27 protein-coding genes and 1 pseudogene are annotated in these 26,842 nt (G+C 65.4%); 10 read left to right on the top strand and 18 right to left on the bottom strand.

Annotated features, from left to right (window positions below):
• Positions 1–34: 34 nt before the first annotated feature.
• Positions 35–2,458: a penicillin acylase family protein gene (locus GV035_RS09090; RefSeq protein ID WP_159834608.1), complete on the bottom strand. Its 2,424-nt coding sequence runs from the start codon at positions 2,456–2,458 to the stop codon at positions 35–37.
• A 271-nt stretch (positions 2,459–2,729) separates the two neighbouring features.
• On the opposite strand from GV035_RS09090, the gene GV035_RS09085 reads away from it, so the two are divergent.
• The gene (locus tag GV035_RS09085; RefSeq protein ID WP_159834607.1) at positions 2,730–2,906 is read left to right on the top strand and encodes an oxidoreductase-like domain-containing protein; all 177 of its coding nucleotides are present in this window, start codon (positions 2,730–2,732) and stop codon (positions 2,904–2,906) included.
• Positions 2,907–3,003: 97 nt separating this feature from the next.
• Positions 3,004–3,513: a DUF1993 domain-containing protein gene (locus GV035_RS09080; RefSeq protein ID WP_159834606.1), complete on the top strand. Its 510-nt coding sequence runs from the start codon at positions 3,004–3,006 to the stop codon at positions 3,511–3,513.
• Here GV035_RS09080 and GV035_RS29420 read toward each other — a convergent pair.
• The 3 genes and pseudogenes from GV035_RS29420 to mprF all read right to left on the bottom strand — a co-directional run bounded on the left by GV035_RS29420 (position 3,506) and on the right by mprF (position 7,652).
• A pseudogene (locus GV035_RS29420) lies at positions 3,506–3,752 on the bottom strand (hypothetical protein). The gene GV035_RS09080 and the pseudogene GV035_RS29420 sit on opposite strands and share 8 nt — an antisense overlap.
• Before the next feature lie 16 nt (positions 3,753–3,768).
• Entirely contained in the window at positions 3,769–5,058 is a 1,290-nt protein-coding gene (locus GV035_RS09070) for a virulence factor family protein (protein WP_159834605.1), read from the bottom strand.
• Entirely contained in the window at positions 5,055–7,652 is a 2,598-nt protein-coding gene (gene mprF / locus GV035_RS09065; protein WP_159834604.1) for a bifunctional lysylphosphatidylglycerol flippase/synthetase MprF, read from the bottom strand. Before mprF ends, GV035_RS09070 begins: the two co-directional genes overlap by 4 nt.
• A gap of 359 nt (positions 7,653–8,011) precedes the next feature.
• Here mprF and GV035_RS09060 point away from each other — a divergent pair, with 359 nt between their 5' ends.
• Complete coding sequence (locus GV035_RS09060) at positions 8,012–8,338, top strand: hypothetical protein (protein ID WP_236572499.1); 327 nt, start codon at positions 8,012–8,014, stop codon at positions 8,336–8,338.
• A 16-nt stretch (positions 8,339–8,354) separates the two neighbouring features.
• Here GV035_RS09060 and GV035_RS09055 read toward each other — a convergent pair whose 3' ends face one another.
• Together GV035_RS09055 and GV035_RS09050 are read right to left on the bottom strand one after the other, a co-directional pair.
• The gene (locus tag GV035_RS09055) at positions 8,355–8,897 is read right to left on the bottom strand and encodes a hypothetical protein (protein ID WP_159834602.1); all 543 of its coding nucleotides are present in this window, start codon (positions 8,895–8,897) and stop codon (positions 8,355–8,357) included.
• 147 nt (positions 8,898–9,044) lie between these two features.
• Positions 9,045–9,740, bottom strand: a complete 696-nt coding sequence (locus tag GV035_RS09050) for a response regulator (protein WP_159834601.1) — start codon at positions 9,738–9,740, stop codon at positions 9,045–9,047.
• Between the two features lie 195 nt (positions 9,741–9,935).
• On the opposite strand from GV035_RS09050, the gene GV035_RS09045 reads away from it, so the two are divergent.
• Complete coding sequence (locus GV035_RS09045; protein ID WP_159834600.1) at positions 9,936–10,388, top strand: histidine kinase; 453 nt, start codon at positions 9,936–9,938, stop codon at positions 10,386–10,388.
• A 13-nt stretch (positions 10,389–10,401) separates the two neighbouring features.
• Here GV035_RS09045 and GV035_RS09040 read toward each other — a convergent pair whose 3' ends face one another.
• The 10 genes from GV035_RS09040 to GV035_RS08995 all read right to left on the bottom strand — a co-directional run bounded on the left by GV035_RS09040 (position 10,402) and on the right by GV035_RS08995 (position 19,326).
• A complete protein-coding gene (locus GV035_RS09040; protein ID WP_236572498.1) occupies positions 10,402–11,316 on the bottom strand; it encodes an aldose epimerase family protein in 915 nt (304 codons plus the stop codon).
• The gene (locus GV035_RS09035; protein WP_442859548.1) at positions 11,313–12,152 is read right to left on the bottom strand and encodes an ABC transporter permease; all 840 of its coding nucleotides are present in this window, start codon (positions 12,150–12,152) and stop codon (positions 11,313–11,315) included. Before GV035_RS09035 ends, GV035_RS09040 begins: the two co-directional genes overlap by 4 nt.
• A gap of 68 nt (positions 12,153–12,220) precedes the next feature.
• A complete protein-coding gene (locus GV035_RS09030; protein WP_159834598.1) occupies positions 12,221–13,081 on the bottom strand; it encodes an ABC transporter permease in 861 nt (286 codons plus the stop codon).
• On the bottom strand, positions 13,078–14,154 hold the full coding sequence (locus GV035_RS09025) for an ABC transporter ATP-binding protein (protein ID WP_159834597.1): 1,077 nt from the start codon (positions 14,152–14,154) through the stop codon (positions 13,078–13,080). Before GV035_RS09025 ends, GV035_RS09030 begins: the two co-directional genes overlap by 4 nt.
• A 75-nt stretch (positions 14,155–14,229) precedes the next feature.
• Positions 14,230–15,402, bottom strand: coding sequence for an ABC transporter substrate-binding protein (locus GV035_RS09020; RefSeq protein ID WP_159834596.1), 1,173 nt, complete (start codon positions 15,400–15,402; stop codon positions 14,230–14,232).
• A gap of 342 nt (positions 15,403–15,744) precedes the next feature.
• Positions 15,745–16,680 carry a dihydrodipicolinate synthase family protein gene (locus GV035_RS09015; RefSeq protein ID WP_159834595.1) on the bottom strand — a complete coding sequence of 312 codons (936 nt, stop codon included), beginning with the start codon at positions 16,678–16,680 and terminating at the stop codon, positions 15,745–15,747.
• Between the two features lie 131 nt (positions 16,681–16,811).
• Entirely contained in the window at positions 16,812–17,504 is a 693-nt protein-coding gene (locus GV035_RS09010) for a FadR/GntR family transcriptional regulator (protein ID WP_159834594.1), read from the bottom strand.
• A gap of 135 nt (positions 17,505–17,639) precedes the next feature.
• Positions 17,640–18,476 carry a 3-keto-5-aminohexanoate cleavage protein gene (locus GV035_RS09005; RefSeq protein WP_159834593.1) on the bottom strand — a complete coding sequence of 279 codons (837 nt, stop codon included), beginning with the start codon at positions 18,474–18,476 and terminating at the stop codon, positions 17,640–17,642.
• 48 nt (positions 18,477–18,524) lie between these two features.
• Positions 18,525–18,806: a DUF3303 domain-containing protein gene (locus GV035_RS09000; RefSeq protein WP_159834592.1), complete on the bottom strand. Its 282-nt coding sequence runs from the start codon at positions 18,804–18,806 to the stop codon at positions 18,525–18,527.
• 169 nt (positions 18,807–18,975) lie between these two features.
• Positions 18,976–19,326, bottom strand: coding sequence for a hypothetical protein (locus GV035_RS08995; protein WP_159834591.1), 351 nt, complete (start codon positions 19,324–19,326; stop codon positions 18,976–18,978).
• Between the two features lie 253 nt (positions 19,327–19,579).
• Between GV035_RS08995 and GV035_RS08990 the strand changes: the two genes are divergently transcribed.
• The 5 genes from GV035_RS08990 (at position 19,580) to GV035_RS08970 (ending at position 23,398) form a co-directional block, all read left to right on the top strand.
• Entirely contained in the window at positions 19,580–19,888 is a 309-nt protein-coding gene (locus GV035_RS08990) for an EF-hand domain-containing protein (RefSeq protein WP_442859534.1), read from the top strand.
• A gap of 12 nt (positions 19,889–19,900) precedes the next feature.
• Positions 19,901–20,614, top strand: coding sequence for a response regulator (locus GV035_RS08985; protein WP_159834590.1), 714 nt, complete (start codon positions 19,901–19,903; stop codon positions 20,612–20,614).
• Positions 20,611–21,942 (top strand): ATP-binding protein, encoded by a 1,332-nt coding sequence (locus GV035_RS08980; protein ID WP_159834589.1) that lies wholly within the window; start codon positions 20,611–20,613, stop codon positions 21,940–21,942. Before GV035_RS08985 ends, GV035_RS08980 begins: the two co-directional genes overlap by 4 nt.
• Positions 21,943–22,003: 61 nt before the next feature.
• The gene (locus GV035_RS08975; protein WP_159834588.1) at positions 22,004–22,687 is read left to right on the top strand and encodes a helix-turn-helix domain-containing protein; all 684 of its coding nucleotides are present in this window, start codon (positions 22,004–22,006) and stop codon (positions 22,685–22,687) included.
• Positions 22,688–23,023: 336 nt separating this feature from the next.
• Positions 23,024–23,398, top strand: coding sequence for a DUF3564 family protein (locus GV035_RS08970; RefSeq protein ID WP_159834587.1), 375 nt, complete (start codon positions 23,024–23,026; stop codon positions 23,396–23,398).
• A gap of 42 nt (positions 23,399–23,440) precedes the next feature.
• On the opposite strand, the gene GV035_RS08965 is transcribed toward GV035_RS08970, so the two are convergent.
• Positions 23,441–23,632 carry a DUF2964 family protein gene (locus GV035_RS08965; protein WP_159834586.1) on the bottom strand — a complete coding sequence of 64 codons (192 nt, stop codon included), beginning with the start codon at positions 23,630–23,632 and terminating at the stop codon, positions 23,441–23,443.
• Positions 23,633–23,722: 90 nt separating this feature from the next.
• On the opposite strand from GV035_RS08965, the gene GV035_RS08960 reads away from it, so the two are divergent.
• Entirely contained in the window at positions 23,723–24,310 is a 588-nt protein-coding gene (locus GV035_RS08960; protein WP_236572497.1) for a phasin family protein, read from the top strand.
• Between the two features lie 3 nt (positions 24,311–24,313).
• Here the strand turns inward: GV035_RS08960 and GV035_RS08955 are convergent, their stop codons facing one another.
• Entirely contained in the window at positions 24,314–26,452 is a 2,139-nt protein-coding gene (locus GV035_RS08955) for a serine/threonine-protein kinase (protein ID WP_159834585.1), read from the bottom strand.
• Positions 26,453–26,842 lie beyond the last annotated feature (390 nt).

The raw sequence follows: 26,842 nt of genomic DNA, 5'->3' as shown, positions 1-26,842 counted from the left end.
GGAAACTTCCGGCTCGCGAAGCGTCCTGCGGCGCTCAACGCGTGCCCGTGACGACGACGCGCGTGACGGCCGGATCCGCTTCGATGGCTTCGTCGGTGAACGGGAACCGCTGCCAGTGCTTCGCCGCGAAAAGACGCGTGGCGTCGCCGGAACGAGGCGACGCCGGATCGTCCGATTCGGACGGCGCGAGCATGGTGTCCGCCTCGACGCCCGCCGCGCCGTCTGCGGTGAACGTGACGACCTGCATATAGCTGTCGCCCTCGCCGTTCGCGTCCATCGGATAGCCTTTCGAATCGAGCGGACGCCCCGCGCAGACGACGGTGAAGTAGCCCGCGTCGTCGCAGCCGCCGTAGAGCGGCACGTTCGCGCCGTTGCGCGTCGAATAGAGCAGATCGCCGCGCCGCGAATCCAGCGCGAAGCCGTTGAGCCGCAGCGACAGCGCCGCACCGCCGAGCGCCTGCCGCAACTCCTGCACGACGGCCGGGTTGTCCGCCTTGAGGCCGCTCGGCGTGGTGAGCGGGTGCGCCGGATCGAAGCGCGTCGCGGCGAGACTGTCGGGCGCGAGCTTCATGGCGCGCCGCCAGAATTCGTCCCACAGATTCGCGCCGCGCGCGTCGATGTCGGCGGTGCCGTTCCAGTTGCGCAGCACGTCGCAGGCGTCGTTGAGCGCGCTCGTCGCGTCGCCGGGCGTGCAGACCGCGTCGAGCACCGGCTGCCGGTACAACTGCTCGGACATCGAGTGCGTTTCGAGCACCGCCTGTTCCACCGCGCCGCGCGTCACGCCGCCGGGTTCACGCTGCAGCCGCGCGGCGAGCAGATGCCCGTAGCGCGTGCGCCAGGACTGTTCGTCGCGCGTCGGCCCGAGCACGCGCGCATAGCCCGTGAGGGGGACGTTCGCGTTCGTGAGCCAGTAACTGTCGTTGAAGTTGCCGACGTAGTCGCCGCGAAGCAGGGTCGGCAATTGCGCGACGGGCAGCGTGCCGGGCTGCGCGCTCGCCGGGTCCGTGCGCCACGCGCAGGCGCTTTTCGAGCCGTCGAGCACCGGCACGCCCGGCATCCGGCTCGCGAGGGCGCGGCCCGTTTGCGTCGTGCAGGCGTCGGCGAGCGCGTCGGGCACGCCGGGGATCGGACCAATGTCCGCGAACCACACGCGCGGATCGCCGCGCCCGATGGCGAACGTGTTGGCCCAGGGAACCGCCGCGTACCGCTTTTGTATCGCGATGAAATCGTCGAGTGAGCGCGCCTGATCCCACGCGAAGAAATTCTCGAAGCTGCGCACGTTGTCGGCGTTCACGTCGGCAAGCGCATAGGCGCGCTGCGCGCTCCAGCCGAGGCGGGCGTTCATCGCCGACAAATCGACGACCGGCCCGAAGCGCGTGCGATACAGCGTGCGCGAGACGGATGCCAGCGAGCCGTCGGCGCTGCGCACGCGCACGGTGAGCGGCACGGGCGTCATCGGCTGGCTCGCGCCGTCGAGCAGATAGCGCGTCGGGTCGGCGGGATCGAGCGTCATTTCGAAAAGCCCGAAGCGGCGTCCGGTCGACACGGTGTGCGTCCAGGCGATGTTTTCGTTGAAGCCGAGCACGATCAGCGGCATGCCGAGGAACGACGCGCCCCCCACGTTCACGCGGCCGGGAATGGTCAGTTGCGCCTGGTAGAAGCGGTCCGGGCCGCGCCAGAACCAGTGTGGATTGCCGAACAGGATGCTGCGCCGCTCGCGCGTGATCGGCGCGCCGAACGCTAGCGCGTTGCTGCCGATGCCCGGCATGTCGCCCACGGCATAACGCAGGTCTTTCGCGTCCAGCGACGCCGCCGCCGGCTGCACGCCGCGCTTGGGCGGATGCGCCGCCGCGATGCCCTGCACGAAGCGCGCCGAACCGCCCGCGAGATTCGCCGCGATCACGCGACGGTAAATGTCGTCGGGCTCGATCTCATCGACCCACGGCTGGCTGCGGCAAGCCGCGTGCGCGCCGGGAAACTGGCCGGCTTTCAGGTCGGCCAGATAGCGGTTGTAACCGGACGCGAAGCCGTCGACGAGACTGCGCAATTCAGGCGGCTGCACGGCGCGATAACGGTCGACGGTGGGCTGATCGTCGACGAGGCGGAAGAAGAAATCGGCGTCGAGATTGCGTGGCTGGCCGAAGGTCGTCGCGGTGGGCAAGCGGGCATCCGCGCCGAAATACGCGGACCGCTCGCCGCGATAGGTGACGAAGCCATCGGCGAGCGTGCAGAGATTGTCTTGCGCCTGCGCGTAGCCGTAGCCGAAACCGAGGCTGCCCCAATCGGCGGCGCGAACATGGGGAATGCCGGACTGCGTGCGGCGGATTTCGGCGCTGTACGGCGTGTCCTTGCCCGGCGCGGCGTGCGCGCGGTCGGATGCATCCTGCGGCGAAGCGCAGCCGGCGAGCATCGCGCTCACGAGCGCGCCGAAGATCGCAAGCCTGACGGTCTGAGTCATCGAGGGAGTCCTTCGGTCCAGTCGAGTTGAGGCCGGATGGCAGCCGCTATCGTTTGCGGCTTTCGGCGAAGTATCGCACTGAGCGAATCTTGAACCCGCCAAAAGCTAGCTATGAATGCGGCCATTTTCAGAGCGCGTTGCGTCCGATGAGCCGGTGGCAGGTCATACTCGAATGTGACCCGTCAAGGCGATAGCGGGATGACCGGCTCCTTTGTGGCCACGCGCAGCCTCCCGTTGAATCCGATGAAACGGCGGCTCATGCTCAACGCCCATGAACGAACCCGACGCCCCCGCAGACGACCCGCGCCCGACGCCGCCCGAGCGCCCCGCGCCGGGCGATTGCTGCCGCAGCGGCTGCCATCCCTGCGTGTTCGACCTCTATCAGGCGGCGCTCGAACGCTACGAAGCGGATCTGCGCGAATGGCAGGCACGGCACGCGCGACCGTAGGGGCCGTTTCTGCGCAGCGACGCGCACGGCGCTATGCTTGTCGCCCACGTCTAGCGCGGACCCCCACGGTCCGCACAACCTTAAGGAGCGCAAGACCATGTCCCTCTCGATGTATCGCGCGTCGATCCCGGTTTTTATCCGCGGGCTGGAAGTCTGCTCGTCGTTGCTGGAAAAAGGCGCCGCCTTCGCCGATGAAAAGGGCCTCGCCCACGCCGATGTGATCGCCGCACGCCTCGCGCCGGACATGCTGCCGCTCGCCGCGCAGATCCAGCGCGCGAGCGATACGGCGAAGCTCTCGGCGCAGCGTCTCTCGGGCGTCGATGCGCCGAGCTTCGAGGACAACGAGGACAGCTTTCCGGCGCTGCAAGAGCGCATCTCGAAGACGATTGCGTACTTGAAGAGCATCCAGCAAGAGACGATGGACGGCAGCGAGACGCGCACGGTCACGCTGAAGTTTCCGGACTTTTCGCCGTCATTTTCGGGCGTCGATTATCTGTTCGGCTTCGGCTTGCCGAACTTTTACTTCCACGTCACCACGACGCACGACATCTTGCGGCACCTCGGCGCGCCCATCGGCAAGCGCGACTATCTCGGGCCGCTCAAATGAGTTCGGAGATTTGGATCAGGTTGCATTCGGGATCGCGCACGTAGACGGAGCGCAGCTTCCGCGTCGCGCCCGTCGAATTCCGAACGGCGCATGTGGAGATTGTGTTTGATTGCCGAAACGAAACGCCATGCGGCCTGAGCCGGAGGCTCCGAGTTGCGTTTGGAGCACGTCGACGTAGAAGCGTTTGTGGCTTCCACGTCGACACAGGTGAGCACCCGATAGCCGAACCGATCAATCAGAACCCGCCCATCGACTTCAAGCAGCCTGCTTCGCCGCAATCTGCTTGCGCCAGCCCGCGAGAATGCGCCGCGCGAGCGCGTCGTAGTCGCCGCCGAAGTGGTGATCGCCCGGCAGCTTCACCACGTCGATGCCCGTCTTCGTGAGCGCCGGGCACAGCGTGTCGTCTTCCTTCTCGCCGTAGATGCACTGAACCATCGCGGGCGGCAGCTTCGCGAGTTCGGGCTTGACCTTCAGCGCCTTGTCGCTTGCCTTCATGCCGAGCCAGCCGGTCACGCGTATCTGAAAATCCGCCTCGGGCGCGAAGCCCATCAGCGAGATATACGAAACCTGTGCGCGCACGTCGTCGGGCAGACGGTTGTACGCAAACGGCATCACGTCCGCGCCGAACGAATAGCCGACGAGCGCCACGTGGCTCGTATGCCAGCGCGCGCTGTACGTGCGGATCACACGGGCGATGTCCGCCGCCGTGCGCTGCGGCGGCTTCTCGCTCCAGAAATAACGCAGCGAGTCGATGCCGACCACCGACGCGCCATCGTGCTGAAGCGCGAGCGCCATCGTCTTGTCGAGGTCGCGCCAGCCGCCGTCGCCGGAAATGACGATCGCGAGCAGGTCGGTCGGCTGCGCCGCGCGCAGTTCGATCAGCGGCAGATCCGACACGTCGTTCGCGGCCGGCGCTTCGGGCTGCTTCAAATGCGGCGCGGTCAGCGCGACGAGCGCGTCGGCCTTCGTGCGGCCCGGCTGCCACGCGGCGCGTTCCATGAAGCCCGGCAAGCCCTTCATGTGGATGATCGTCGGATCGGGCGGGCACGGGTTAAACCGCGCGTCGAGCTTCGCCTCGGGCGCGAGCGACACCGCGCCCGCCACCGTGTTGTCCGGCGCCTGACCGAGCGCGTGTTCGGCGACGGTCGCGCCCTGTCCCGCGCCGGCGAAAATCGGCGAGAAATAGCGGCTCGTCTGCACCGTGCGCTCGAGCTGATGGCTCATGTCCTCGGCATCGCCGACGAGGTTGTGGCACGTCTCCTTTTTCTCGTTGGCGAGACGCGCGGCGTAGCGCGGCGTATCCACGCCGACGACCATCGCGCCCTTCGCGGCCAGCGCATCGGCGGCTTGCTGATCGGATTCGCTCCAGCCGCTCTTTTCCGACAACAGAACGACGAAGCCGGTCATCGCGCCTGCGGGTTTGGTCACTGTGACCTGCCCGTAGCGGCCGCCGGACACGGTCGCGGCGTGTGCCGCGCCGATCATCGAAACGCCGCACACGGCGGCCGCCGCGAGCGCCGCCAGTTTCTTGCTAAACATCATCATGAACGCCAGCCTCCCGCCAGCAGCGAGAGGTCCGCCAAAGTGAGGAACACGCCAACCGAACCGGTCGCCGCGAGATAACGCGGCTCCCAGTGCGGCTGGAACTTGCTTTTGAATCCGCGCAGACCGCGGAAGTTATAGAAACGCCCGCCGAACCGCCACACGAGCCCGGCCAGCCGATGCCAGTGCGACGCGAGCGGCGTCGGCTCCATGCCGGACAACGGCGCGATGCCGAGCGACAGCGACCGGAACCCGGCTTCCTTCAGATGCAGCGCGAGCTTGGTGAAGAGGTACTCCATCGCATACGACGACGCCTCGCCCACGTGACGCATCACGCCGACGGTCGCTTCGGTGTTGAGGTCGGTCGTCATGAAGGTGACGAACGCCACCGGCACGCCCTGCTGACGCACGAGCAGCACCGACTGCGCGGCGAGATATTCCTCGTTGAACGCGGCCACGGAAAAGCTCTTCTCGCGCGCCGAGCGGCTGTCGAGCCAGTCGTCGGAAATCTCGCGCAGCATCGGCATGCTTTCAGCAATGCGGTCGGGTCCGATCAACTCCGTGCCGAAGCCGTCGCGTTCGCCGCGCTTGAGCGCATAGCGCAAGTGCGCGCGGTGCGATCCTTTGAGGTCGAATTCCGACAGCGCGACGTGCGCTTCCTCGCCGAGCTTCATCAGCGTGAGGCCGGCATCGAGATAGAGCGGCAAGGCGTCGGCGCGCACCTGATAAAACGCGGCGCGGCCGTTATGCGAATGCGCCAGTTCGACGAAACGGCGGATCAGCCCCGCCCACTCGCTGCGCGGGCCGACCGGATCGTGCAGCGCGGCCCACGTGCGGCCGTGCTTCGCGTACATCAGAAACGCCTCGCGCGACTCGGAAAACAGAAAGTTCTTGTCGCCCATCATCGCGAGGCCGGCGTCGCTGCGCTCCTGCGCGCGGAAGATGCGCGCGGCATCGGCGAGATCTTGCGGCGCGGGCATCTCGAAGCGGCCCGCCGCCGGACGCAGCAACTGCCACACGGCGAACGCGCACGCGAAGACGCCCGCCGCGAGCGTCGCGCGCAGCGCACGCGGCGCGCGCTCGTCGAAGGCGAACTGCCACCAGAGGTCCGTGTTGTACGGCACGTCGCGAAACGCGAAGAACATGATCCACACCGCGACCGCGATCACCATGCCGACGGAAACGAGCCACGTCGCTGTGAATCGCTCGGCAAAAAGCGACGCCCGGCGATTGAAACGCTCGCGCGTCAAAACGAGCAGCACGATCAGGAACGCGAGCACGCCCGCTTCGATGAACGCGAGCCCCTTCGCCAGCGACAACGCGAAGTTCGCGACCGCCAGGATCAGCGCGACCCACCACGCGGCGTCGAGCCGGCGCATGAGCCCGCGAGCGACGAAAAGCAGCATGACGCCCATCACACTGCCGAGCAGTTGCGAGCTTTCCAGCACCCACAGCGGAATCACGGTCTGCAAGAGCGCGATACGCATCTTGAATGCGGGCGTTGCGCCGGAAATGACGAGCATCGACCCCGCCGCGAACGCGACGATCGCGAGAAACAACGGCGCGAGCGGCGACACGCGGCGCGGATGCAGAAACGCGAACCGGCCCTTCAGCGCGCGGCCTTCGAACGCGGCCATCACCGCCGCCGAGAGAATCAGCGGCAGGCCGAAGTAGATGGCGCGATACGCGAGGAGCGCCGCCAGCACGTCCGGCGTCGCGACGTGACCGCCGAGCGCGAAGACCATCGCCGCCTCGAACACGCCGACGCCGCCCGGCGTATGGCCGATCATCCCGAGCAGCATCGCCGTCGAGAAGATCGTCATGAATTCGCCGAAGCCGACGTGCGCGCCCGGCAGCATCGCCCAGAGCGCGAGTCCCGCGCCGAGCACATCCACGACGGCGAGCGCCGTTTGCGCGATGAAATCGCGGCGCGTCGGCACCGAGAACGCGAGCCACGTCCAGCGCGAGCGCAGCGTGCGCGGCTCGCGTCCGCAGAAGACGAGCATCGCGACGAAGACCACGAGCAGCGCGGCGCCGAGCGCGCGCAGCGTCGCGGGTGACAGATGCAGCATGTTCGCGAGCGTGCCCGCCGAACACACCATGCCGAGCGCCGCCATGAACGCGAGCGAAAGCGCGAGCGTCACGCCCGTGAAAATCGACAGGCGGCCGACCTGCGCCGGCGTGACTTCCGCCGCGCCGTAGACCCGGCATCGCACCGCCCCGCCCGTCAGCGCGCCGAAGCCGGTCACGTTTCCGAGCGCCGAGCCGACCGTCGCGCCGACCCACAGCAGCGAACGCGGCACGGCGGCGCCGATATGACGCAGCCCGACGGCATCGCGCCCGACGAGCGCGGCGAAACTGAGCGCGGTCGCAAAGAGCGCGGCGCCCCAGGCTTGCAGCGAGAGCAGCCGCAGCGAGCGCACGACGGACTTGTAATCGACCGTATGCGACAGGTGCTGGAAGACCACGAGAAGCAGCGCGCAGACGAGCACGGTGAGCGCGGGCGCGGCGAACCGCTGGAGATCGAGGCGCGCCGCGAACGAACGTCCGAGCGCGGGAATGGCGCGAAGCGAGGTGAACGACTTTCTGCGAGACATGCGTTTTCTGAACTTGCTCGCGCCGCGTGGGCGATGAAACTGCCGGCTGCGGCGCGAATCGTTGTTATCGGGGGTGGCGCATGATGCACAGTGGGCGCGCGGCGCCGGTTTTCGCCGGCGGCTCGCCATTCATAAGGTTTCCGTGCAAGAAACGCCTGTATAACGGCTACGGTTGACCCGACTTGACCGTTATTCGGGAGCGCGACTGTCGCGCTTCAGGCAGACTCGCCCTTCCAGACCGGTTTCGCCGGGAGCGATGGCTGCTTCAAAGCAAGTGCGCCGCGCATCATCGGCGAGAAGACTAAGCGGATACCACCACCAAGGGCATCGGAAATATGAGAAAAAGTGTCACAAATGCGTTGGCAGTCTGTTTTGCACTGGCGCTCACGGCTTGCGCGAGCACCGACGACGCGCTTCTGAAGACCGTGCCGATCGGCTCCGGCACGTCGACGCTGACGACGTTCGAGTTCATCAAGTGCGTCAAGGGCAAGTGGACGCCCATCGGGCCGCGCGTGCGGGAATATGGTCTCGGCGCGGATTCGCAGGCGGTTTCGATTCCGGGACAGGGCGGTTCGTCGACTGTGTTGGTCGTCGCGCAGCCGGCGGCGTACGGCACCGGCTACACGATCTACGGCGACAGCGCGGCGGGCAGCCGCTACGTCGCCGCAGCCCACGCCTGCGACTGAACGCGCGCCCGCGACCTTACGACGGCTTGCCGTTGCGCATGTCGACACCCGCCAAATGCGTGCCGACGATGCGCCCGATCAGATAGCCGTCCGACGCGCAGGCGTTCGTGCGCTCCTTGCCGTTCCACTGGATCTTGTACTGGTCGTCTTCCGAGTGGATGGCGGACGGGTCGAACTTGCCGAGCTTGCCTTTGACCGGCTTGCCGCCGTTTTCGCGGATCGCTTCGCCGACGAGCCGGTTCCACGTCAGCGCATAGCCGTAGCGCACGCCGTCCGCGAAGGCGGTGTTGTCGCAAACCTGCGCGGGCGGCGTCGTCTTGACGGTCACGTGATAGCCGCTTGCCCCGCCGACCGCGATCCGCTGTTCCGTCGGCCCCGAAGCAGCCGCGGCTGCCTTGGCCGCTGCCGCGGCGGAAGCCGCCTGCGCGGCCTGCGCCGCCGATGCAGCCGCCGCCGCATCGGCGTTCTTTTGCTGGTCAGGAAGTGGCGCACACGCGGCCATGGCGAGCGCCGTTGCAAACGCGAATGCCGTGCCGGCGCCTTTCAAACTGTGGATCATCGACCTGCTGTTCACCTGCGCGTTTCCCATCTCAAAATAAACCGGGCTCTACCTTACCATTCCGGCGCGAATCCTCGGAGTTTTGAGAAACGGGGACGCAGTGGCCGCACGACGCCGCCTCGGGCGCCGCGCTGCCTGAAGAACCGCTTACGAAGCCGACGACGTGTTGCCCATCGGCATTTCTATACCGCGCCGGGCCATTTCCACGATCAGGAAGGTTCGCCGCGTGACGTGAAAGCGCGCGAGCAGGTCGCTCGAATATTCCTTGGCCGTGTTCTCGCTGATGTTCATCTTGCGCGCGATGGCCTTGTTCGACAGCCCTTGCAGGAGATAGCGCAGCGTTTCCGTGAGACGCGGCGGAAGTTCCAGCGATTCGATGGTCACGCCCGCATGCGTCGAAACGGGCTTGGGGCTGTGGCCGCCCTTGCCGAGCACCGTGTTGGGCAGATAGACGCGCCCATTGAGAATGGTCTTCAGGGCTTCGCGGAACACGCCCGCGCCCTGTTCGCTGCCCTTCGAGATGAAGCCGCACGCCCCGTTGCGAATGCACTCCAGCACGGTATCGCGGTCATCCTGAGCGGACAGCATGATGGTCTGAACCTCGCGCTCCGCCTCGCGTATCCAGTTGAGCAGGTCCATGCCGGTGGCCGGGCCGCGCAAGTGATAGTCGAGAAACATCAGATCGTACGTATTTGCCGAGAGCTTCGCCTTCGCCTGCTCGAATCCATCGGCTTCGTCGATCTCGAGCAAGGGCTCGTTCGCCAGGATCAGCGTCTTCATCGCGCTGCGAGTGAGCCCTTCGTCCTCTACCAGCAATACTGTTTTGAAATATCCGTTTTCCATTGCAAGTCCCCGAGAACGCTTTCGATATTACGCGCGCAGGTGAGCGTTCGAACCCCTCCATTCGCAGGGATACATTCGGCAGTCTCCCAGAATCGCCGCCCTTCCCCGCCCGTGCCGGGTTTAGCGAAGCGCACGGCTGGCCGACACTGATTGCACTCGAATCAACTTGCGGCACGAACGGAACAGGAGAACGCGATGCCAGCCCGCCTATCCGACGACGAGACCGAGTTCGCGCTGTGGCGCATCAAGCGCGCGTGTCCGGGCGATGCCGCGCGGCGCGTGCTGATCGCGCACAAGGACAAATCGATCGCCGAATCGCTTGCCGTGCAGCTTCGGCTGAAGGGCTTGCAGGTGATCCATTCGCAGGAGCTGAAGTCGGTTCGGGCGCTGCTGCATGGCTGGCAGCCGCAGGCGCTCGTGCTCGACACGGCCCTCGACAGCGATCCCGGCTATGTCTTCATCCGCACGCTGCGCATGGACGCGGATGTCACGGGGCGTCTCTTCGTCGCGATGAGCAACGTGTGGCCCGCCGACCCCGTGCAAAAGCTCAAGGACGCGGGATTCGACGCGCATTGCAGGCGTCCGTGTTCGACGTGGCGCATCGTCGATCTGGTGGATGCGTTCTTTACCGCCCCGCTCGCGCGCTGAATGGCGGCGCGGTTCAGCGCCCCGGCGTCATGACGACTGACGCGGCCACTTCGCTTCCCGGCGCGATCACGATGACGCCCGTTCCGTCGATACCTTGCGCATCGAGATTAAAGCCGTCGCTGACGTGCGAGACCGGCTCCACGCACAGATACGCGCCGCCCGCCGGGCAATGCACGACCAGATGCCGCAGCGCGCCGTCCGCTTCGAGCGCGAGCGTGCGGCCATCGGCATAGAGAAGCGTTGCGCGGCCGTCCCAGCCGCTGAGATAGCGCGTATAGCCGTCGCGCTCCCTCGTGTGACGGCGCGGCGGTTGCTCGTCCGACGGTCCCAGCGCGATCTCGGCTTCGTGACGCCAGAGCGTCGCGGCATCGAGTTGCGCTTCGTGCGCCGCGAAGTACGGATGAAAACCGAAGCCCGCCGGCATCGGACGCGGCGAACGGTTGACGACGCGCATGGACAGGCGCGCGCCTTCGGCGGTCGCGTGAATCGTCTGGATCGCTTCGAACGCCCACGGCCAGCCGTGCTCGCCTTCCCGATGCGTGTAACGCAGTTCGATGCAATCGGCATCGTGCCGCTCGACGCTCCATGCCGCGTACTGGCCGAAGCCGTGCAGCGCGTGCGCCATGCCGGGAAACGTCGCCAGTTGAACGCGCTCGCCGCTGGGCGCGGGAAACTGCGCATCGCGCACGCGGTTGGAGAACGGCACCAGCGGATAGCTGCCGCCCTTCGGCCACGCGTCGCACGGCCAGCTCGACGCGGTAATCGGCACGAGCCAGTCGTGCGCGCCCGCTTCGTCATGCGTCGCCAAGCGCGTGATGCGCCCGCCAGCGGCCGGCGCCAATTCCAGCACATGCGGCCCGCTCGCCACACGAAGGCGCGGCTCGGCGCGCAACTCGACGACCGGGCGCATCGGCTTCGGCGACGTCATTGCCGCTGCTCTTTCACGCGCGAGACGAGTTGCGTCGGACTCACGAATTGCAGCGCGATCAGCACCCAGACGAGCGTGATGGCCATGTAGATCATCGCCATGGCGTCGATGGATTGCGGCGCGCGCACGCCCGTCGAAAACACCGCGTAATACAGCGCGACGACGAGCGTCTGTGTCGTCGGCCCGGCGGTGAAGAACGTCAGCTCGAACATGCCGATGGTCCGCACCAGCACCAGCAGCCCCGCCGCGAGCATGCCCGGCACGAGCAGCGGCAACAGCACGTAGCGGAAGTAGCGCACCGTGTTCGCGCCGAAAATGCGCGCGGCGGATTCCAGATTCGGATCGATCTGCTCGATGAACGGCGTCATCACCAGAATCACGAACGGCAGCGCAGGCACCAGATTCGCGAGAATCACGCCGGTCAGCGTGCCCGCGAGATGGAACTTGTACATGACCGTCGCCATCGGGATGCCGTAGGTGACGGGTGGAACCATCAGCGGCAGCAGGAACACGAGCATCGCGAAGCGTTTGCCGGGAAACTGCACGCGGGCGAGCGCATACGCGGCAGGCACGCCGAGCACGATCGACAGCAGCACCACCGCGCCCACCACTTCCAGCGTCACGAGCAGCACGCTCGACAACTGGAAGTCGCTCCACGCCTGCGCGTACCAGTGCAGCGTGAACCCCTGCGGCAGAAGCGTGCCGAACCAGCGCGTCGCGACGGAATTCACCGCGACCGTCGCGATCAGAAGAAGGACGTTGAGGAGAAAGAAGCCCATCGTGACCCAGACGAACGTCTTCCACACCCTGTCGCGCAGGCTCGCTTGCTGTTTCATGTTCTTGCCGGAGCGTTGAGTCGGCGCGGGCGCCTGCCAGGCGGGCGCCGCGCGGTTGTCGGTTGCCATTATCCCTTCCCTCCGCTCACCGGGCCGGTGTAGAAGAAGCGGCGCGCGCCGAGCATGCCGCCCACCACGAGCAATTGCACGAAGCCCATGACGATGGCGATGGTCGACGCCAGCGAATAGTCGTAGCTTTCGAACGCGGCTTCGGACGCGGCAATCGAAATGACGCGCGTGGGGCCCGCCGGCGCGCCGAGCAGGACCGCCGACGGAAACACCGAGAACGCCTGCACGAACGAAAGACACGCGGTCATCGTGAGGCCGGGCAGCAGGAGCGGCAGATAGATCTGGCGGAACTGCTGCCACGGACTCGCGCCAAGCGTGGCGGCGGCACGCGCGAGCGTCGGGTCGATACCCGTCACATACGAAAGCGTCAGCAGGAACGCGAACGGAAAGCCCGACACGATCAGCGAAATGAGCACGCCCCAGTAGTTATGCGTGAGCCGCACTTCATCGCCATACAGATGCAGCGCCTGAACTGCCTGCGGAAACCAGCCGTTCGGGCTGAAGTACGTGAGCATGCCGTCGGCGATCAGCACCGTGCCGAGCGTCACCGGAATGACGAGCAAGGTGGTCGCGAACTTCTGATACGGCGACGAGCGCCGCAACGCGAACGCGACCGGCACCGAAATGCCGACGTTGATGATCGTCGCGGGCACGGCGAGCTTCAGCGTGACGATGATCGTCGGCCACATCGACGTATCGGTGAAGAACGTCACGTAATTCGCCCATGCGCCGCCGTTCATCGGATTGAACGACAGCATGAGCCCGTAAGCGAACGGGTAGATAAAGAGCGCGATGATGAAGACGAGCGCCGGCGCGACGAGCCAGCCCTTCGGGTCGCGCTGCGCGGGAAGCGCGATCATTGCTCTTCTCCGTACACGAGCGCCTTCGCGGGCGGCACGCGCAGCACGATGCGCTCGCCTTCCGCGCATTCGCCCGCAATCCGCGCCCACAGCTTGCCGAACGCCGTGTTCACGCGAATGAGCGAATCGCGGCCGCCGTATTCGACGGCTTCGACGTGCGCGTCGAATGCGTTCTGATCGCCGGGCGCGGCGCGTTCCATGTCTTCCGGGCGCAGCGCGACGCTCACGTTCTTGCTGTTGAAGCCTTCCATCGGCGTGCCGAGCAGGCGCACGCCGTTCGCGTTCACGGCGACCGTGTCGCCCTGCGTGCCTTCGAGCGTGAACGGCGCGACATTGCGAAAGCCCATGAAACGCGCGACATGCAGGTTCTTTGGCCGCGAATAGACTTCCTTCGGCGGCGCGACTTGCTGCACGACGCCTTCCTTCATCACGACGATGCGATCCGCCATCGACAGGGCTTCGTCCTGATCGTGCGTCACGTAGATGGTCGCGCGCTCCAGCTTGCCGTGAATGCGGCGGATCTCGGCGCGCATTTCGATGCGCAGCTTGGTGTCGAGATTCGAGAGCGGTTCGTCCATCAGGACGAGCGGCGGCTCGATGACGATCGCCCGCGCAATCGCCACGCGCTGCTGCTGGCCGCCCGAGAGCTGGCCGGGCAGCTTCGCGTCGTGGCCCGTGAGCTGGACCAGTTGCAGCGCCGCTTTGGCGCGCTTGACGGCTTCGGCTTTGGGCATGCCGCGCATCTTCAGCCCGAAGCCGACATTATCCAGCACCGACATATGCGGAAAGAGCGCGTAATTCTGAAAGACCATGCCGAAGCCGCGCTTTTCGGGCGGCAGCACGTCGATGCGCTTGTCGTCGAGCCAGATGCCGCCTCCCGTCAACGGCTGCAATCCGGCGATGCAGTTCAGCGCGGTGGACTTGCCGCAGCCCGACGGCCCGAGCAGCGCGATGAACTCGCCGCGCTGGATGTTCAGATCGAGGCCCTTCAGCGCGGCGAGCTGATGCCCCTGCGCGTTGGCGAAGCTGCGCGAGACCGAGTCGAGGCGCAACTGCTCAAAAGTGTGCTTCATGGCGATTTCCTGTTGCGCGAGCGGCGACGCCCCGGAAGGAGCGCCGCCGCCGATAGCCCTGCGAGTGCGATGTGCTTACTTCGTCTTCTGCGCGCCGATTTCGCGGTCCCATTTCTGGAACGCGGCGACCATCGCCTGCGCATTCAACGGCACGACGTGCGGCCGGTCGGCCAGCAGCTTCGCGTACTCCGGACGGCCGAACTTCTGGATCACTTCCTGGCTCTTCGCGGGCGCGGCCGAGAGCGGCACGTCCTTGACCGCGGGGCCGGGATAGAAATAGCCGTCGTCGTAGGTCAACGCCTGTTGCGCCGGCTCCAGCATGAAGTTCATCAGCTTGTAGAGCACGTCGAGCTTTTCTTTCGGCACGCCCTTCGGGATGACCATGTAGTGAGCGTCGTTCACCCACGTCATGTTGTCGAACGCCTGAACCTTGAAGTCCGCCGGGACGATGCCGAGCGCACGCGGATTGATGTCCCAGCCGGTCACGGTCACGGTCATATCACGCGTGCCTTCGCCGAGTTCCTTCATCACGGCCGACGTGCCGCCCGGGTAGTAAGGGATGCAGTCGTTGAGCTGCTTGAGGAACGCCCACGTTTTGTCCCAGCCGTTGACCGGGTCCATCGGGTTCTTGTCGCCGAGCACGTACGGCAGGCCCATCAGGAACGTGCGGCCCGGACCGGAATTGGCCGGGCGGGCATAGATCAGCTTGTTCGGATGCGCCTTGCACCAGGCGAGCAACTGCTCCGGCGTCTTCGGCGGATCGCTGACCTTGGCCGGGTTGTATTCGAGCAGCGGGCCGGCGGGCATGTACGTCACTTCGAGACCATAGCCCTGCGCTAAGTCCTGCATCTTGCGCGGACCGGGCGCGTATTTGTCCAGCACGCCGGGGAAGACGGCGGCGTGTTCGGGCAGCAGTTTCTCCCAGAGGCCCTGCTGGATGCCGGCGGCGAGCGCATCGGTGCCCGTCACGACGAGGTCGATGTCCGAGCGGCCCGCCGCCTGCATCGCCTTGATCTTGCCCGGCAATTGCGGCGCGGGTGCATTGGTGAACGTGATGCTGGACACAAGATCCGGGTACTTGGCCTTGAACGCTTCGAAACCCTTCTGCGTCAGTTGAAGATTGCCCGCGACGTCCACGATGTTGATCGCCACCGGGTCCGCCGCGTGAGCCGCGCTCGCCGCGAATGCCGCGCTCACCGCGACGCACAGCGCCGCCAGTTTCACTGACAGTCCTGCCTTGAAAGCCATGTTGTCTCCTCACTTCTCTCGCAACCACTATTGGGACGAGGTCCGGTCGCTTGTCGATTCTGTCGTTCTGTCGATGAATTCGATCGCCGGCCTGTTCGTGCTTCGTTCTGATGGTGCTCGGTGCGCTGTCTCTTGTCTGTCGGTCGGCGTCCTCGCGTCCGTTATTAGCTCACGAAGCTGAAAAATAGCCAACCGAATCATCGTATGTCAAGCAAATCGGAGACGGCTTTCCGTGTTTCCCAGACGTGCGAAATAGGGCTTTTGCTCGTTGCGGTGCGGGGCTGCGTCCACTTGTCGGGATATACCCGGAGCGCGCCGTTACCCGACTTGTTTTACTTCTTTTTACCCGGCGTTTCCCGCCAGCGAGCGGTCGAATGTGAGCAGCGTCCGCGCTTCCCGCTCGACCGAGGGCAACGCAAGTTCGGGCGTGGCGGACAGGAGCGGCAGGATCGGACCCATGTCCGCGATGCCGCAGAGCGTGACCGCGTCGTGCAACACGCGAATCAGCGAGATCTCGTCGCGCAAAGTTTCGAGCGGAAGAACGCGGTCGTAAAGACGCTGCGCTTCCTCGGCATTGCCGGACTTGGCTGCGTGCAGCAGCGCCATCACGGCGTGCGGCGCGATGCAGCCTGAGCCGGTGGTCCATGCCGCGAGCCCGAAGTCGCGCGTGTGGACGAGCGCGGGCCGCTCGCCCATGCCCGATATCACCTGCGCTGCCGGCACGCTTTCGAGAAGCCGCCGCAGGAAAGGATCGTCGGACGGATCGGGGCGCACGATCGCATACTTGACAGCGAGCAGCGTCCCGTCCCCGACGAGCGCCGCGAGCGTATCGACGTCGAGATAGTCCTCGCTCTTGATATAAAGCGTGAACGGCATGCCGGCGATATCGGTCAGGCGCCTGAGGCCGGTCGCCACGCCGTCCGGCGTCGTGAAGCCCGCGAGCGGCAGGATCATCGCGGTGCGGTAATCGGTCTGCACGAGAATGCGCGCCTGATCGAGCATTTTCCCGTAGTCTGGCCCGATCGACGGAATCACGCGAGTCTGCGCGCCGGCGATTTCGGCCAGCATGTCAAGCAGCTCGCGGTATTCGCTGACCGCGACGTGATAGAGATTCGCGTTACCGCCATAGAGCACGGTTCGCACGCCGCCGGCTTCGATATGAGTGACGAGCGCGCGGTTCTGCGCGTCGTCGAGCGAGTAATCGGCTCGCCGCGCAAGGGGCGGCACGGCCATGACGCTCTGGGAGAATTCGGTGATGGTGATCGGGTCGACCTTCATGACGCCTCGCTTCGCGTGGGGCAGAGTGTGCGTTGAAGCTAGCAAGGCGACCGAAGGTTGTCAAACAACTTCGCCAGATCGCTTTGTTAACCGAGCGTTTCCCCGAGCGCGTCTGAGCGGTCGTATGACATCTAATTGCCGAACATGCGCTCCAGCGCCCCCGCGAGATGCGCGCGCATGGCCTGTCCGGCGCGCGCCGAATCCCGAGCGCGGATGGCTTCGAGAACCTCCAGATGTTCGCGCTGCACGAGCCGCTGCCGTTCGAGCGTCTTCACGAGCGAGAGATTACGCGACAGGTTCATGCTGAAGACGACCTGCTCCTCGATGAACGACATCACGGTGATGAAGAACTGGTTCTTCGAGGCGCGCGCCACCGCGAGATGGAACGCGAAGTCGTCGCTCGCGCCGATGCCCTGCTGCGCTTCGACCACACGCTCCAGTTGTTCCCAGGCTTGCTGGATGGCGCGAAGATCGTCGTCGTCGGCCTTCTGCGCTGCCAATTCAGCCGCGCCCGCTTCCGAGACGATACGGAATTCGTAGCAGCGCCGGATATCCGAAAGCGTTTCGAGCGGTGCGAACCGCCGCACGTCCGGATCGGGACGACGACCGACCGTCGTGCCGGAACCGCGTCGCGTCACGATGATGCCGTCGGCGCGCAGACGTGCGAGAGCTTCGCGCACGGTCGGCCGCGAGGTGGCGAAGCGGTCCGCGAGGGCGTGCTCGGTCATGAGCCGGTCGCCTTCCTTGAACTCGCCTTCGATGATGCTGTTGAGAATGTCGCTGTAGATGCGGTCGGCCAGGCCGGGCGACTTACGCTCGTTCATGTTCAGGCTGGACAGCTTGTCAGGGTAGACGGCGATTGTAAGGCAGATTCTCCCGCCGTTGACGCTGAGTCGAGCGAAGCGCCCGAGACTCGCGGCGCCCGCCGTATCCGTCCACCCGTCTCAGCCAAGCCCCGCTCAAAGCGACAGCAGCCTCCGCGCCTCCTTCGCGCTCGCCACGGGACGTCCGTACTCCGCGCACAGCGACGCCACGCGGCTCACCAGTTGCGCATTGCTTTTCGCGAGCGTGTCCTTGTCCCAGCGCACGTTGTCTTCCAGCCCGGTGCGGCAGTGGCCGCCCATCTCCAGCGTCCAGTGGTTCACTTCGAGCTGATGCCGCCCGATGCCCGCGGCCACCCATGTCGCATCGGGCAGGTGCTTTCTCAGTTGCTCGACTTCGAATTCGAGAATCTCACGCCGCGCCGGCAATGCGTTCTTCACGCCGAGCACGAACTGGACGTGGACCGGGCTTTTCAGCAAGCCTTGGTTGACGAGATCGACGGTGCTGTACAGCATCGCCAGGTCGAAGACTTCGATTTCGGGCTTCACGTTGTGATCGAGCATCAGTTGCGCGAGCGAGCGCACGAAGTCCGGCGGGTTCTCGTAGACGATGGTCGGAAAATTCACCGAGCCGGTCGCCAGCGAGGCCATGTCGGGCTTCAGGTCCAGCATCGCGCCGCGCTGTTCGAACGATCGTCCGCGCCCGCCTGTCGAAAACTGGATGATGATGTCCGGACAATGCTTGCGGATGCCGTCCTGCAATTCCTCGAAGCGATGCCGGTCCGAACTCGACCGCTCGTCTTCGTCGCGCACGTGCAGATGCACGAGCGTCGCGCCGGCTTCGTACGCCTCGTGCGTGCTCTCGATCTGCTCGGCGATCGTGATCGGCACCGCCGGGTTGTCCTTCTTGCGCGGCACCGACCCGGTGATCGCGACGGAAATGATGCACGGTTCGTTGGTAGTGGCTTGCGTCACGCTTGTCTCCTGTCCGGGGTGTCCCCGATGCTTTGCCTGCAAAAACGTCTAGCGCCGCCCTGCCGCATCGGCGAGCAGCTTGCCGAGCTGTTCGTCCGTCATCGCGGGCATGATGTCGAGCGTGAACAGATCGGACCATTCGTACGCCCATCGCGCGACCGGCTCAATGTCGTCGCTTTCGGCCACGCCGACGCCGCGTATGGAACCGATGCCGTGCCAGCGTCCCAGCAAACGCACGCCGTCCGGCGGCGCACCGGCGTTCTGCAGAAAGCGTTCCGCTGCCCGCTCGCGGACTTCCGGCAGCGCGGTCCAACTGACGATGAACAACATGGCTCGGCCCTCCTTCTGACGATTGCCACGAAACGCGCGCAAAGCGCCGACGTGGTTCATTCAGTATAGGAGCCGTGACTGCTTCATCGCACGCTAGGCGCAAGCAACGGTCCCGCAGCCGCGCATCGGGATGCCGCCAGCGAAATGCACTATGCTCAGTGCAGCACGCTCAACGGACGACGACCATCGGCGCGGCCACGACCGGCTGCGCATACATCACGCGCACGGGCGGCGCGTAGACGCGGACCGGCGCGCCCACGACGACGACCGGCGGTTTCATCGGCGGCGGCGCGATCACTGCGACAGGCGGCGCGACGGGCACGGCCACGACAGTGCGCGCGGGCACATAGTAGTAAGGCGGCGCGGGCGGCGCGTAGTAATAGACCGGACGCGGCGGCGGCGCATAGACCACGGCCGGCGCGACATAGGAGACCTGAACGGCCGTGCCCGCCGACGCGCTCTGCGTGCAGGTCAACGTGAAGGCGGCGGCGGCGGAAAGGCTGAGCAGACGGATGTTCATCGTGATGTCCTCATGAATCGACGGTTGAATCGACGGGTTGAATCGCGGAAAGCGCGACCTGTGCAACGATAGCCAAGGCGTCACCGATGCGTTAGCGGGAACTTGTGTCGCCGTATGTCGGCTCGGCGCATGAGCGCGGACCACGAAATATCCCGACATGATTCGTCGCGCCGCTGTCATTGCCTTCCACGCGCGGCTCAATAAAAATCTCTGTCACCGATCACCTCGATTTGCACTGAACAAGGAGAACGTCGTGCAGAAGATTGCCGCCTCAATTGCCTCATTCGCCACCTGCCTCGCCCTGATAAGCGGCCCCGCCTCCGCGCAGACCGCGACGCAGCCGATGGGCGCGACCCCGCGCGTCGAACGCGGCATGCAGATGTTGCAGACGCGCTTCGCGCAAGCGAACGTCACGCACGACGGCAAGCTCACGCGCGATCAGGCATCGACCGGCATGCCGATGGTCGCGAAGCACTTCGACGAAATCGACACGCAGAAGAACGGCTACGTGACGCTGCCGCAGATCGAAGCCTTCATGCGCGATCACGCCGCGCAACGCTAAACGGGGCACGTCATGGAAACCGCGCCGAAGATCATCGTGCTGGATGACGAAGCCGAGCTACGCAACATGCTGCAGCGGTTTCTCACGTCGCAGGGCTTCGAGGTGCGCGTCGTGGAAAACGGCAAGCGGCTCGACCGCTATCTCCAGCGCGAACCGTACGACCTGCTCGTGCTCGACTGGATGATGGAACCGGAAGACGGCCTCTCCGTGTGCCGCCGCCTGCGCGCCGAAGGCCACACGCTGCCGATCCTGATGCTCACCGCGAAAGGCGATCCGGTCGATAAAGTGGTCGGCCTCGAAACCGGCGCGGACGACTATCTGGCGAAGCCTTTCCTGCCGCAGGAACTCGTCGCTCGTGTGCGCGCCCTGCTGCGCCGGCAAAAGATCGCCGCAGGCGATCCGACGCTGACCTCGCACGTCATCCGCTTCGGCGAGTTCCGGCTCGATCTCGGCAAGCAACGGCTCTTTCGCGGCGGCGAGCCGTTCGAAATCCACTCGGCGCAGATGCAGTTGCTCAACGCGCTCGGGTCATCGCCGAATCGCGCGGTAAGCCGCGACAACCTCATCGCCCGCACGCGCGGCCGCGAGCACGACGCGCTCGATCGCAGCATCGACGTGCAGGTGCTGCGCCTGCGTCAGCTGATCGAGGACGATCCGGGCAAGCCGCGCTTCATCAAGACCGTGTGGGGCGTCGGCTATATGCTGCTCGCGGATATCGAGCCGTGAGCCTCGCGCCGCGCTCGCTCTTCGCGCGTAACGTCCTGTTGCTCGTCGCGCTTGTCGCGGTGAGCCAGGTGTGTGCGCTCGCCGTGCTCCTGCATTTCATTCAGACGCCGCGCATCGAGCGGGCCGCCGCGACTTTCGCGAGCTACATCGAAACGCTCGACACCGTGCTGCGCGATGCGCCTCCCGGCACGACGCGCCTCGACGTTCGTTCGGACTTGCCTGCGGGCGCCAACACTCAAGCGCCCGGCTCATGGCTGCGCTTTTATCGGACGTATCAGCGCGATACGTTCGTCGAGAGCCTGCGGCGTCATCTGCCCGCCGACATGCCCGTGCGCTGGCAAGGCGGCGAGACCACCGCCGATGGTCAGCAGCGGCTCTGGATTCGCGTCCATCTGTCCGGCGAGGCACGCTGGATCGCCCTGCCCGTGCCGGAAGCCGCGCACGACGACGGGCTGACCACGACGCTCCTGCTGTCGCTCGGCCTGGGCGCGCTCGCCATCGCGACGGCTTACGCGATTCAACGCCACCTGAACCGCCCGCTATCTGATCTGGCCGATGCCGCGCGACGCCTGTCCGCAGGTGGCGAGCCGGGCGTGCTGCCCACCGACGGCCCGACGGAAATCGCGCAAGTGAGCACCGCGTTCAACCGCATGACGGCGGCGCTCGCGGAAGCCGAAGCCACGCGCGCGCTGATGCTCGCCGGCATCTCCCACGACATCCGCACGCCGATGACCAAGCTGCGGCTCGCCATGGCGATGTCCTCGGTTCCTTCGGTGGACGCATCGTTCGCGGCATCGGCGGAAAACTATCTCGACCAGATCGACACGATCCTCCAGCAGTTCATGGACTACGCGGGCAGCGGCGCGAAAGAGACGCCCGTGGTCGGCGATCTCAATGCGCTGGTCGCGAACCTCGCGGCCGATTTCGCGGGGCTCGGCCACGCGTTCGCGCTGTCGCTCGGGGAGATACCGCCGTTCGCGTTTCGTCCGATCGGCATGATGCGAATGCTCATGAATCTGATGCAGAACGCGGTGCTGTACGGCGTCGTCGGGCTCGGCGTGCGAACGTGGATGGATGAACGGACGCACAGCGCTTGCATCGTGGTGGAAGATCGCGGCAAGGGACTTGGCACGCAAGACGCCGAGGCGTTGAAGCAGCCGTTCAAGCGCGGCGGCGGCGAAGGCCAGCCGAAGGGCACGGGCCTCGGCCTCGCCATTGTCGAGCGCATGGCGCGGCTGCATGGCGGCACGCTCGAACTGCGCGCACGCGAAGGCGGCGGCGCAGAAGCGTGCATTGTTTTGCCGCTCGAAAACACCGCCGCCGGTTGACGCTCTTTCTTTGCGCGCGGCGTGGGCCATACTGATAGAGAGAAGATCGCAGGAGACGGCCATGCGTATCGTTACCGATTCCGATCACGCGCGTCGGCCCGCCGCCCTGCACGTCCATTTTGCCGACACCGATTCGATTGCCTTTCCGACGCGCACCATCGCCCGTGGCGACGCCGTGTATTTCGCCGGCGAGCCGCTCCGCAGCCTCTACACGGTGCAGTCGGGCAGCTTCAAGAGCGTGGCCGCCTACCCCGCCGCCGACGACGACAATCCCCTGCGCATGCAGATCACGGCGTTCCATTTGGCAGACGAAACGCTCGGGCTCGATGGCATCTGCACCGGCCGTCATCAAAGCGACGCCGTCGCGCTGGAAGAAAGCGTCGTGCGGATCATGCCGGTCGGCATTCTCGAACCGCTGTGCCGCGAATATGCGCGAATGCAGCACGCGCTGCTCGCGATCATGAGCGCGGAAATCGTGCGCGCGGCGAGGCTCGCGCTGATGCTCGGCACGATGGCCGCCCGCGAACGCGTCGCCGCATTCTTGCTGGACCTGTCGACACGGCTCGGATCGAACGATAGCGCGGAAATGCTGCTGCCGATGACGCGCGCCGACATCGCCAGTCACCTCGGACTGGAACTGGAAACCGTGAGCCGCACGCTGTCGAAGCTGCAACGCGAGCACGCGATCGAACTGAATGGCAGGCACTTGCGTATTGTCGATCGCGCGCGGCTGGAACGCGTCTGACGATCGTTCGTTCTACCGTCTAACTCAGATCGATATCCAAAGAAGGGCGTCCGTTCGACGCAAAGGTGCACGATGCACGCGCGTGGCGCGCGTCCGCACGGTCATTTCCACTCGATGATGACGGTTGTCGTCACAGTGTCAACGGCCAGGACTAAGCTGGAACAATGCGGGGAGTGCCGTAAGGAATCGGCACTGGACTTGCTTTTTCATCGCTTTGCGAACGCAATGTTCCGCATGCAGTCGAAGCTGATTCAATGTCTCGCGACGCGGCTCGACAACACGTCCCGAACGCAGTCAGCGTCCGTCCCGTCGAAACCCGTTTCCATGGAGGATGTCATGCGTATCACCGTCAAGCTCGATGGTTTCGAAGGCGCGCCACCGGCCGCCTACGCCATCTTGTGGCTCGACAAGGAATCCCGCCGCTGGTCGCGCGAAGGCCATCAGTCGGTGGATGTGCCGGATTGGGGCGGACTCGCCCGCGCCTCGAACGGCACGCTGATCTGCCATCCGCATGCGCAGCAGCCGGTCTGCATGCTCGAAGAACTGGACCTGGAAGCGCCCGGCGGGCCGGCCGAAGGCGTGGCCGGGCGGGTGCTGTGGTATGCGGACGGCGCGGCATCGCCGGGCCTGGGCCGCTGGCATGTGCAGTGCATCGACCGCGCGCAGATTAAGGCCGAGCACAGCGTCTTCGCAGGCGACGAGGACGCCTGACGCGTCGCGCACGCGTGCCGCGAGCGCACGCAGCGGCAAACGTCAGGCGTGATCTTCCGGCATCGGCATCAAAAGCACCGCGAACGACGTGACGCCGATAAGAATCGCGAGCGCGCCGTAATCGAGCACGGCCAGCTTGTCGAAGACGAGGCCGTGCAGCGCGACGACGATGCCCGCCAGCGCCACGAACACCGCGACCGCCGCCGCGACGATTCGCGCTTCGCCTCTGATCATGATCGTCCTCCGCGCCGGTTTTCTTGCGGCGCTACATTCTTATGATGATCGTTCTTCGCGAGAGGCATTTGACCTGAATCAAGTCGTTCGTTGAGCGATCTGGTGTTTTCCCTTGCCCCATTCAGGACACTTATATTGGTAGTATCAGGAGCCGGCCGAAGGTCGTCGACCGCGGCGGCCGGCGCACTGCCGCGCGAAGGCGACGGTCATCAAATCGCGCCCGCGCTCGTCCGATTGAACCTGGGAGGCAAGATGAATCAATCAAAATTCAGCGATCCGTTCAGCCAGTTTGCCGCCATGTTCCAGCAGTATCAGCTACCAGGGTTCGACGTCACCGCCATCATGGAATCGCGGCGCAAGGACGTCGAGGCGCTCGCCGCGACCAATCGCGTTGCATTCGGCGGCATGGAAGCGTTGCGCGACAAACAGCTCGAAATACTGCGCCGGACGCTGGGCGATCTGGAGAGTATCGCCAAGCAGATCGCGTCGTCGTCGGGCAAGCCGCCGTTCAATGCGAATGAAGTCGTGCAGCGTGCGCTGCACAATGCGCTCGCCGACATGCAGGACATCGCGCGGACCACGCAGCAGACACAGGCCGAAGCCTATGCGCTCGTCAGCAAGCGCATGGAGGAAGCAATGCAGGAATTGAAGGCCGCGGTCGAGAAGCCCCAAAGCTAGCGGTCACTTCTTCGGCTGCGTCGTGATCTGAACGATATCGACGGCCACGCGCTCGCGTCCGTAACGGGCGGCGAGCGCGGCGAGCCGTTTATCGATCTCGCGCAGATATTCGGACTTCGCTTCGCTGTCGGGGCGCAACGCGTCGAAGAGCGGCGCGGGCGTGACGGTCAGCACGATCATCTCCGAGCCGAAGGGCTTGCCGACGACCCAGTCGCCCATCGTGCCGAGCGTCGCGGTATAGCCGGGCGGCGCCTGATTGTCGCGAGAATGCGCGTTCGGCAGCAGATGCACCACGCTGCCGTCGAGCATGAAGTAATCGACAGTCACGTATGAATCGAAGGCGGGCGTCATCAGCTCGACGATCAGCGGATCGCCTTCGGTGAGGCGCGTCTGGTTCGAACGCGTATGCACCGATGCGGGCCGGCCCGACTGCCTGTTCGTCGTCCAGTAGGGCCCGAGCACCGTGAGCAGATCGCACTTGTCATCGGCGACGGTCTGGACGCCGAAGTTCGTCGTCTTGACGCCCGGCACGCGCCCGAGCGCGTCCTTGAGGCGAGTAAGGCCGTATTGCTGCGACACGAAGCCCTGCACATCGACAGTCTGATCGTGGACCGAAGCAACGAGCGCCGAACACGGCACGCTCCCAAGCACCGGCGTGACGGCGGCCATCGTGAGCGTCGGCGCGGGGGCGGCGGGGACAGCGGGGGTGATCGCGGGCTTTTCCGGCGTCGGCATCGGGGTTGGCGTTGGAAGCGCCGGGGCGACTGCAACGGCGGTCGGCGCATTGCCGCTCTTCTTGTGCGCGACGACGTAATACGCCGCGCTCGCAATGATGACGAGCGCCAGCGCGCCGACCGCGACACTCGGCACGCCTGCCCGAAACTTCTTTGACTGCTTGGGCGCGGGCGGCGATTCCTCGCTGATCTCATCGAGAAACTGCGCGACTGTCGGCGTGCGCGCTTCGCGCTCGAAAGCGAGCGCCGCCTTCAGCGCCTTCCATTGCTTGTTGCCGAGTTGTTCCGGACGCTGCGGTTTCATGCCCGCGCTTTTCGCCTGCGTCGCCGGAACGCGGTCGAACGGATGCTTACCGGTCAATAGTTCATACGTGATGCATGCGAGCGCATAGATATCGTCGCGCGGGTCGGGCTCGCGATGTTCGAGCATCTCCGGGCTTGCATACGCGGGAGTCAGCGCGCCGAGGCTGCCCGGATCGAAGACCGTGGCCTCGCTTTCTTCTTCCGGGCGTTGAATCACGCGAGCAATGCCGAAGTCGATGACCTTTACTTCCGATGCATCGGTCACGAACACGTTCGCCGGCTTGAAGTCGCAATGCACGAAGCCGCGCTCGTGCGCGTAGGCAAGCGCGGTCGCCATCCCTTTGAATAGCGGAAAGACCTGCGCGAACGGCATCCCCTTGAAGTTCGGTGTCCGAAGTATCTTCGAAAGCGGTTGCCCCGAAAGATACTCCATCGTCAGGTAGACGACGGAGTTGTCGCGATCGAAGTCGTACACGGTGACGATATTGCGGTGCGCAAGCTGCTGCGCCTTGCGTGCCTCGCGTTGCAGCGCAATCAGCGACTTCGGGTTGCCGCGAAACTGCAGATTCAGCACTTTGATGGCGACATACGGACGCCTGTCCGACGCCTCCAGCTTGCGCAGATCGAGCGCCTTGTAGACGGTCCCCATGCCGCCGATACCGAGACATTCTTCGAGCACGAAGCGGTTATTGAGCGTGTCGCCGACGCCCTTGACCTGATCGGTGTCCGCGAGCACTTGCGTCGCCTGGCCGGAAGTGGCGCCGCTCGGGTCGCTGCCCGCGCTCGGCGTATTCGTCACGCGAGGCGGCAAGGGCGGCGGAAAGTCCGGCGCGGCGCGCATACGGGTTTCGTCGCGGCCCGGCTCGAATGCGGTGCCGGGTTCGCCGTCGAAACGCGTGCGCGCCGCATGTTCGATGCGGCGGCGGATGGCTGCATAGATATCGGGCGGCAGCGGACTTGCCGCATGCGCCTCGTCGAGGATCTGCATGAGCCGCGCGGGCGGGCTGCGCTCGGCGGCCAATGCGCCGTCGACCCCCGCAAAGAACGCGTCGCGCGACCCGCCTTCGCCCCGGTATGCACGAAGCGATTCTTGAAAGCTAGTCATCTGTGCGACTCGTTGCGGCTCCGAAATAACGTGGTCGGCCGGCACTCTACTTGTCGTAACAAACGCCGGTTGATCGTTCGATACTAGCCTTCGTATCGGGCTTAAGCAAATGGCGTTTTATCGGATGCGCGGCATCGCGCACATGTCTTTCGCAGACCGACACAATTCAGCGCGCTGTTGGATTCGACGCGGCATTCGGGCGCCGCCGCGATGACCGATGCTGTCGGCGCAAGCGAAGCGCGATGTCGGAAAAGCCCATGAATAAAGGGCTTTGCGATGGTTTCGGGCGCGGCTCATGCCGCTTGGCACACCCTATGCATTGAACTGGCCCGAGCAGACATGTTGCTCGAACCCTTACCTGAACGCGCCACGCGCACCCAAGGAGAACCG

It is taken from the genome of Burkholderia sp. 8Y (assembly GCF_902506145.1).
Classification (GTDB): domain Bacteria; phylum Pseudomonadota; class Gammaproteobacteria; order Burkholderiales; family Burkholderiaceae; genus Caballeronia.
Note: the sequence above shows the minus strand (reverse complement) of the source record. Positions and strands in the feature narration are given on the sequence as shown.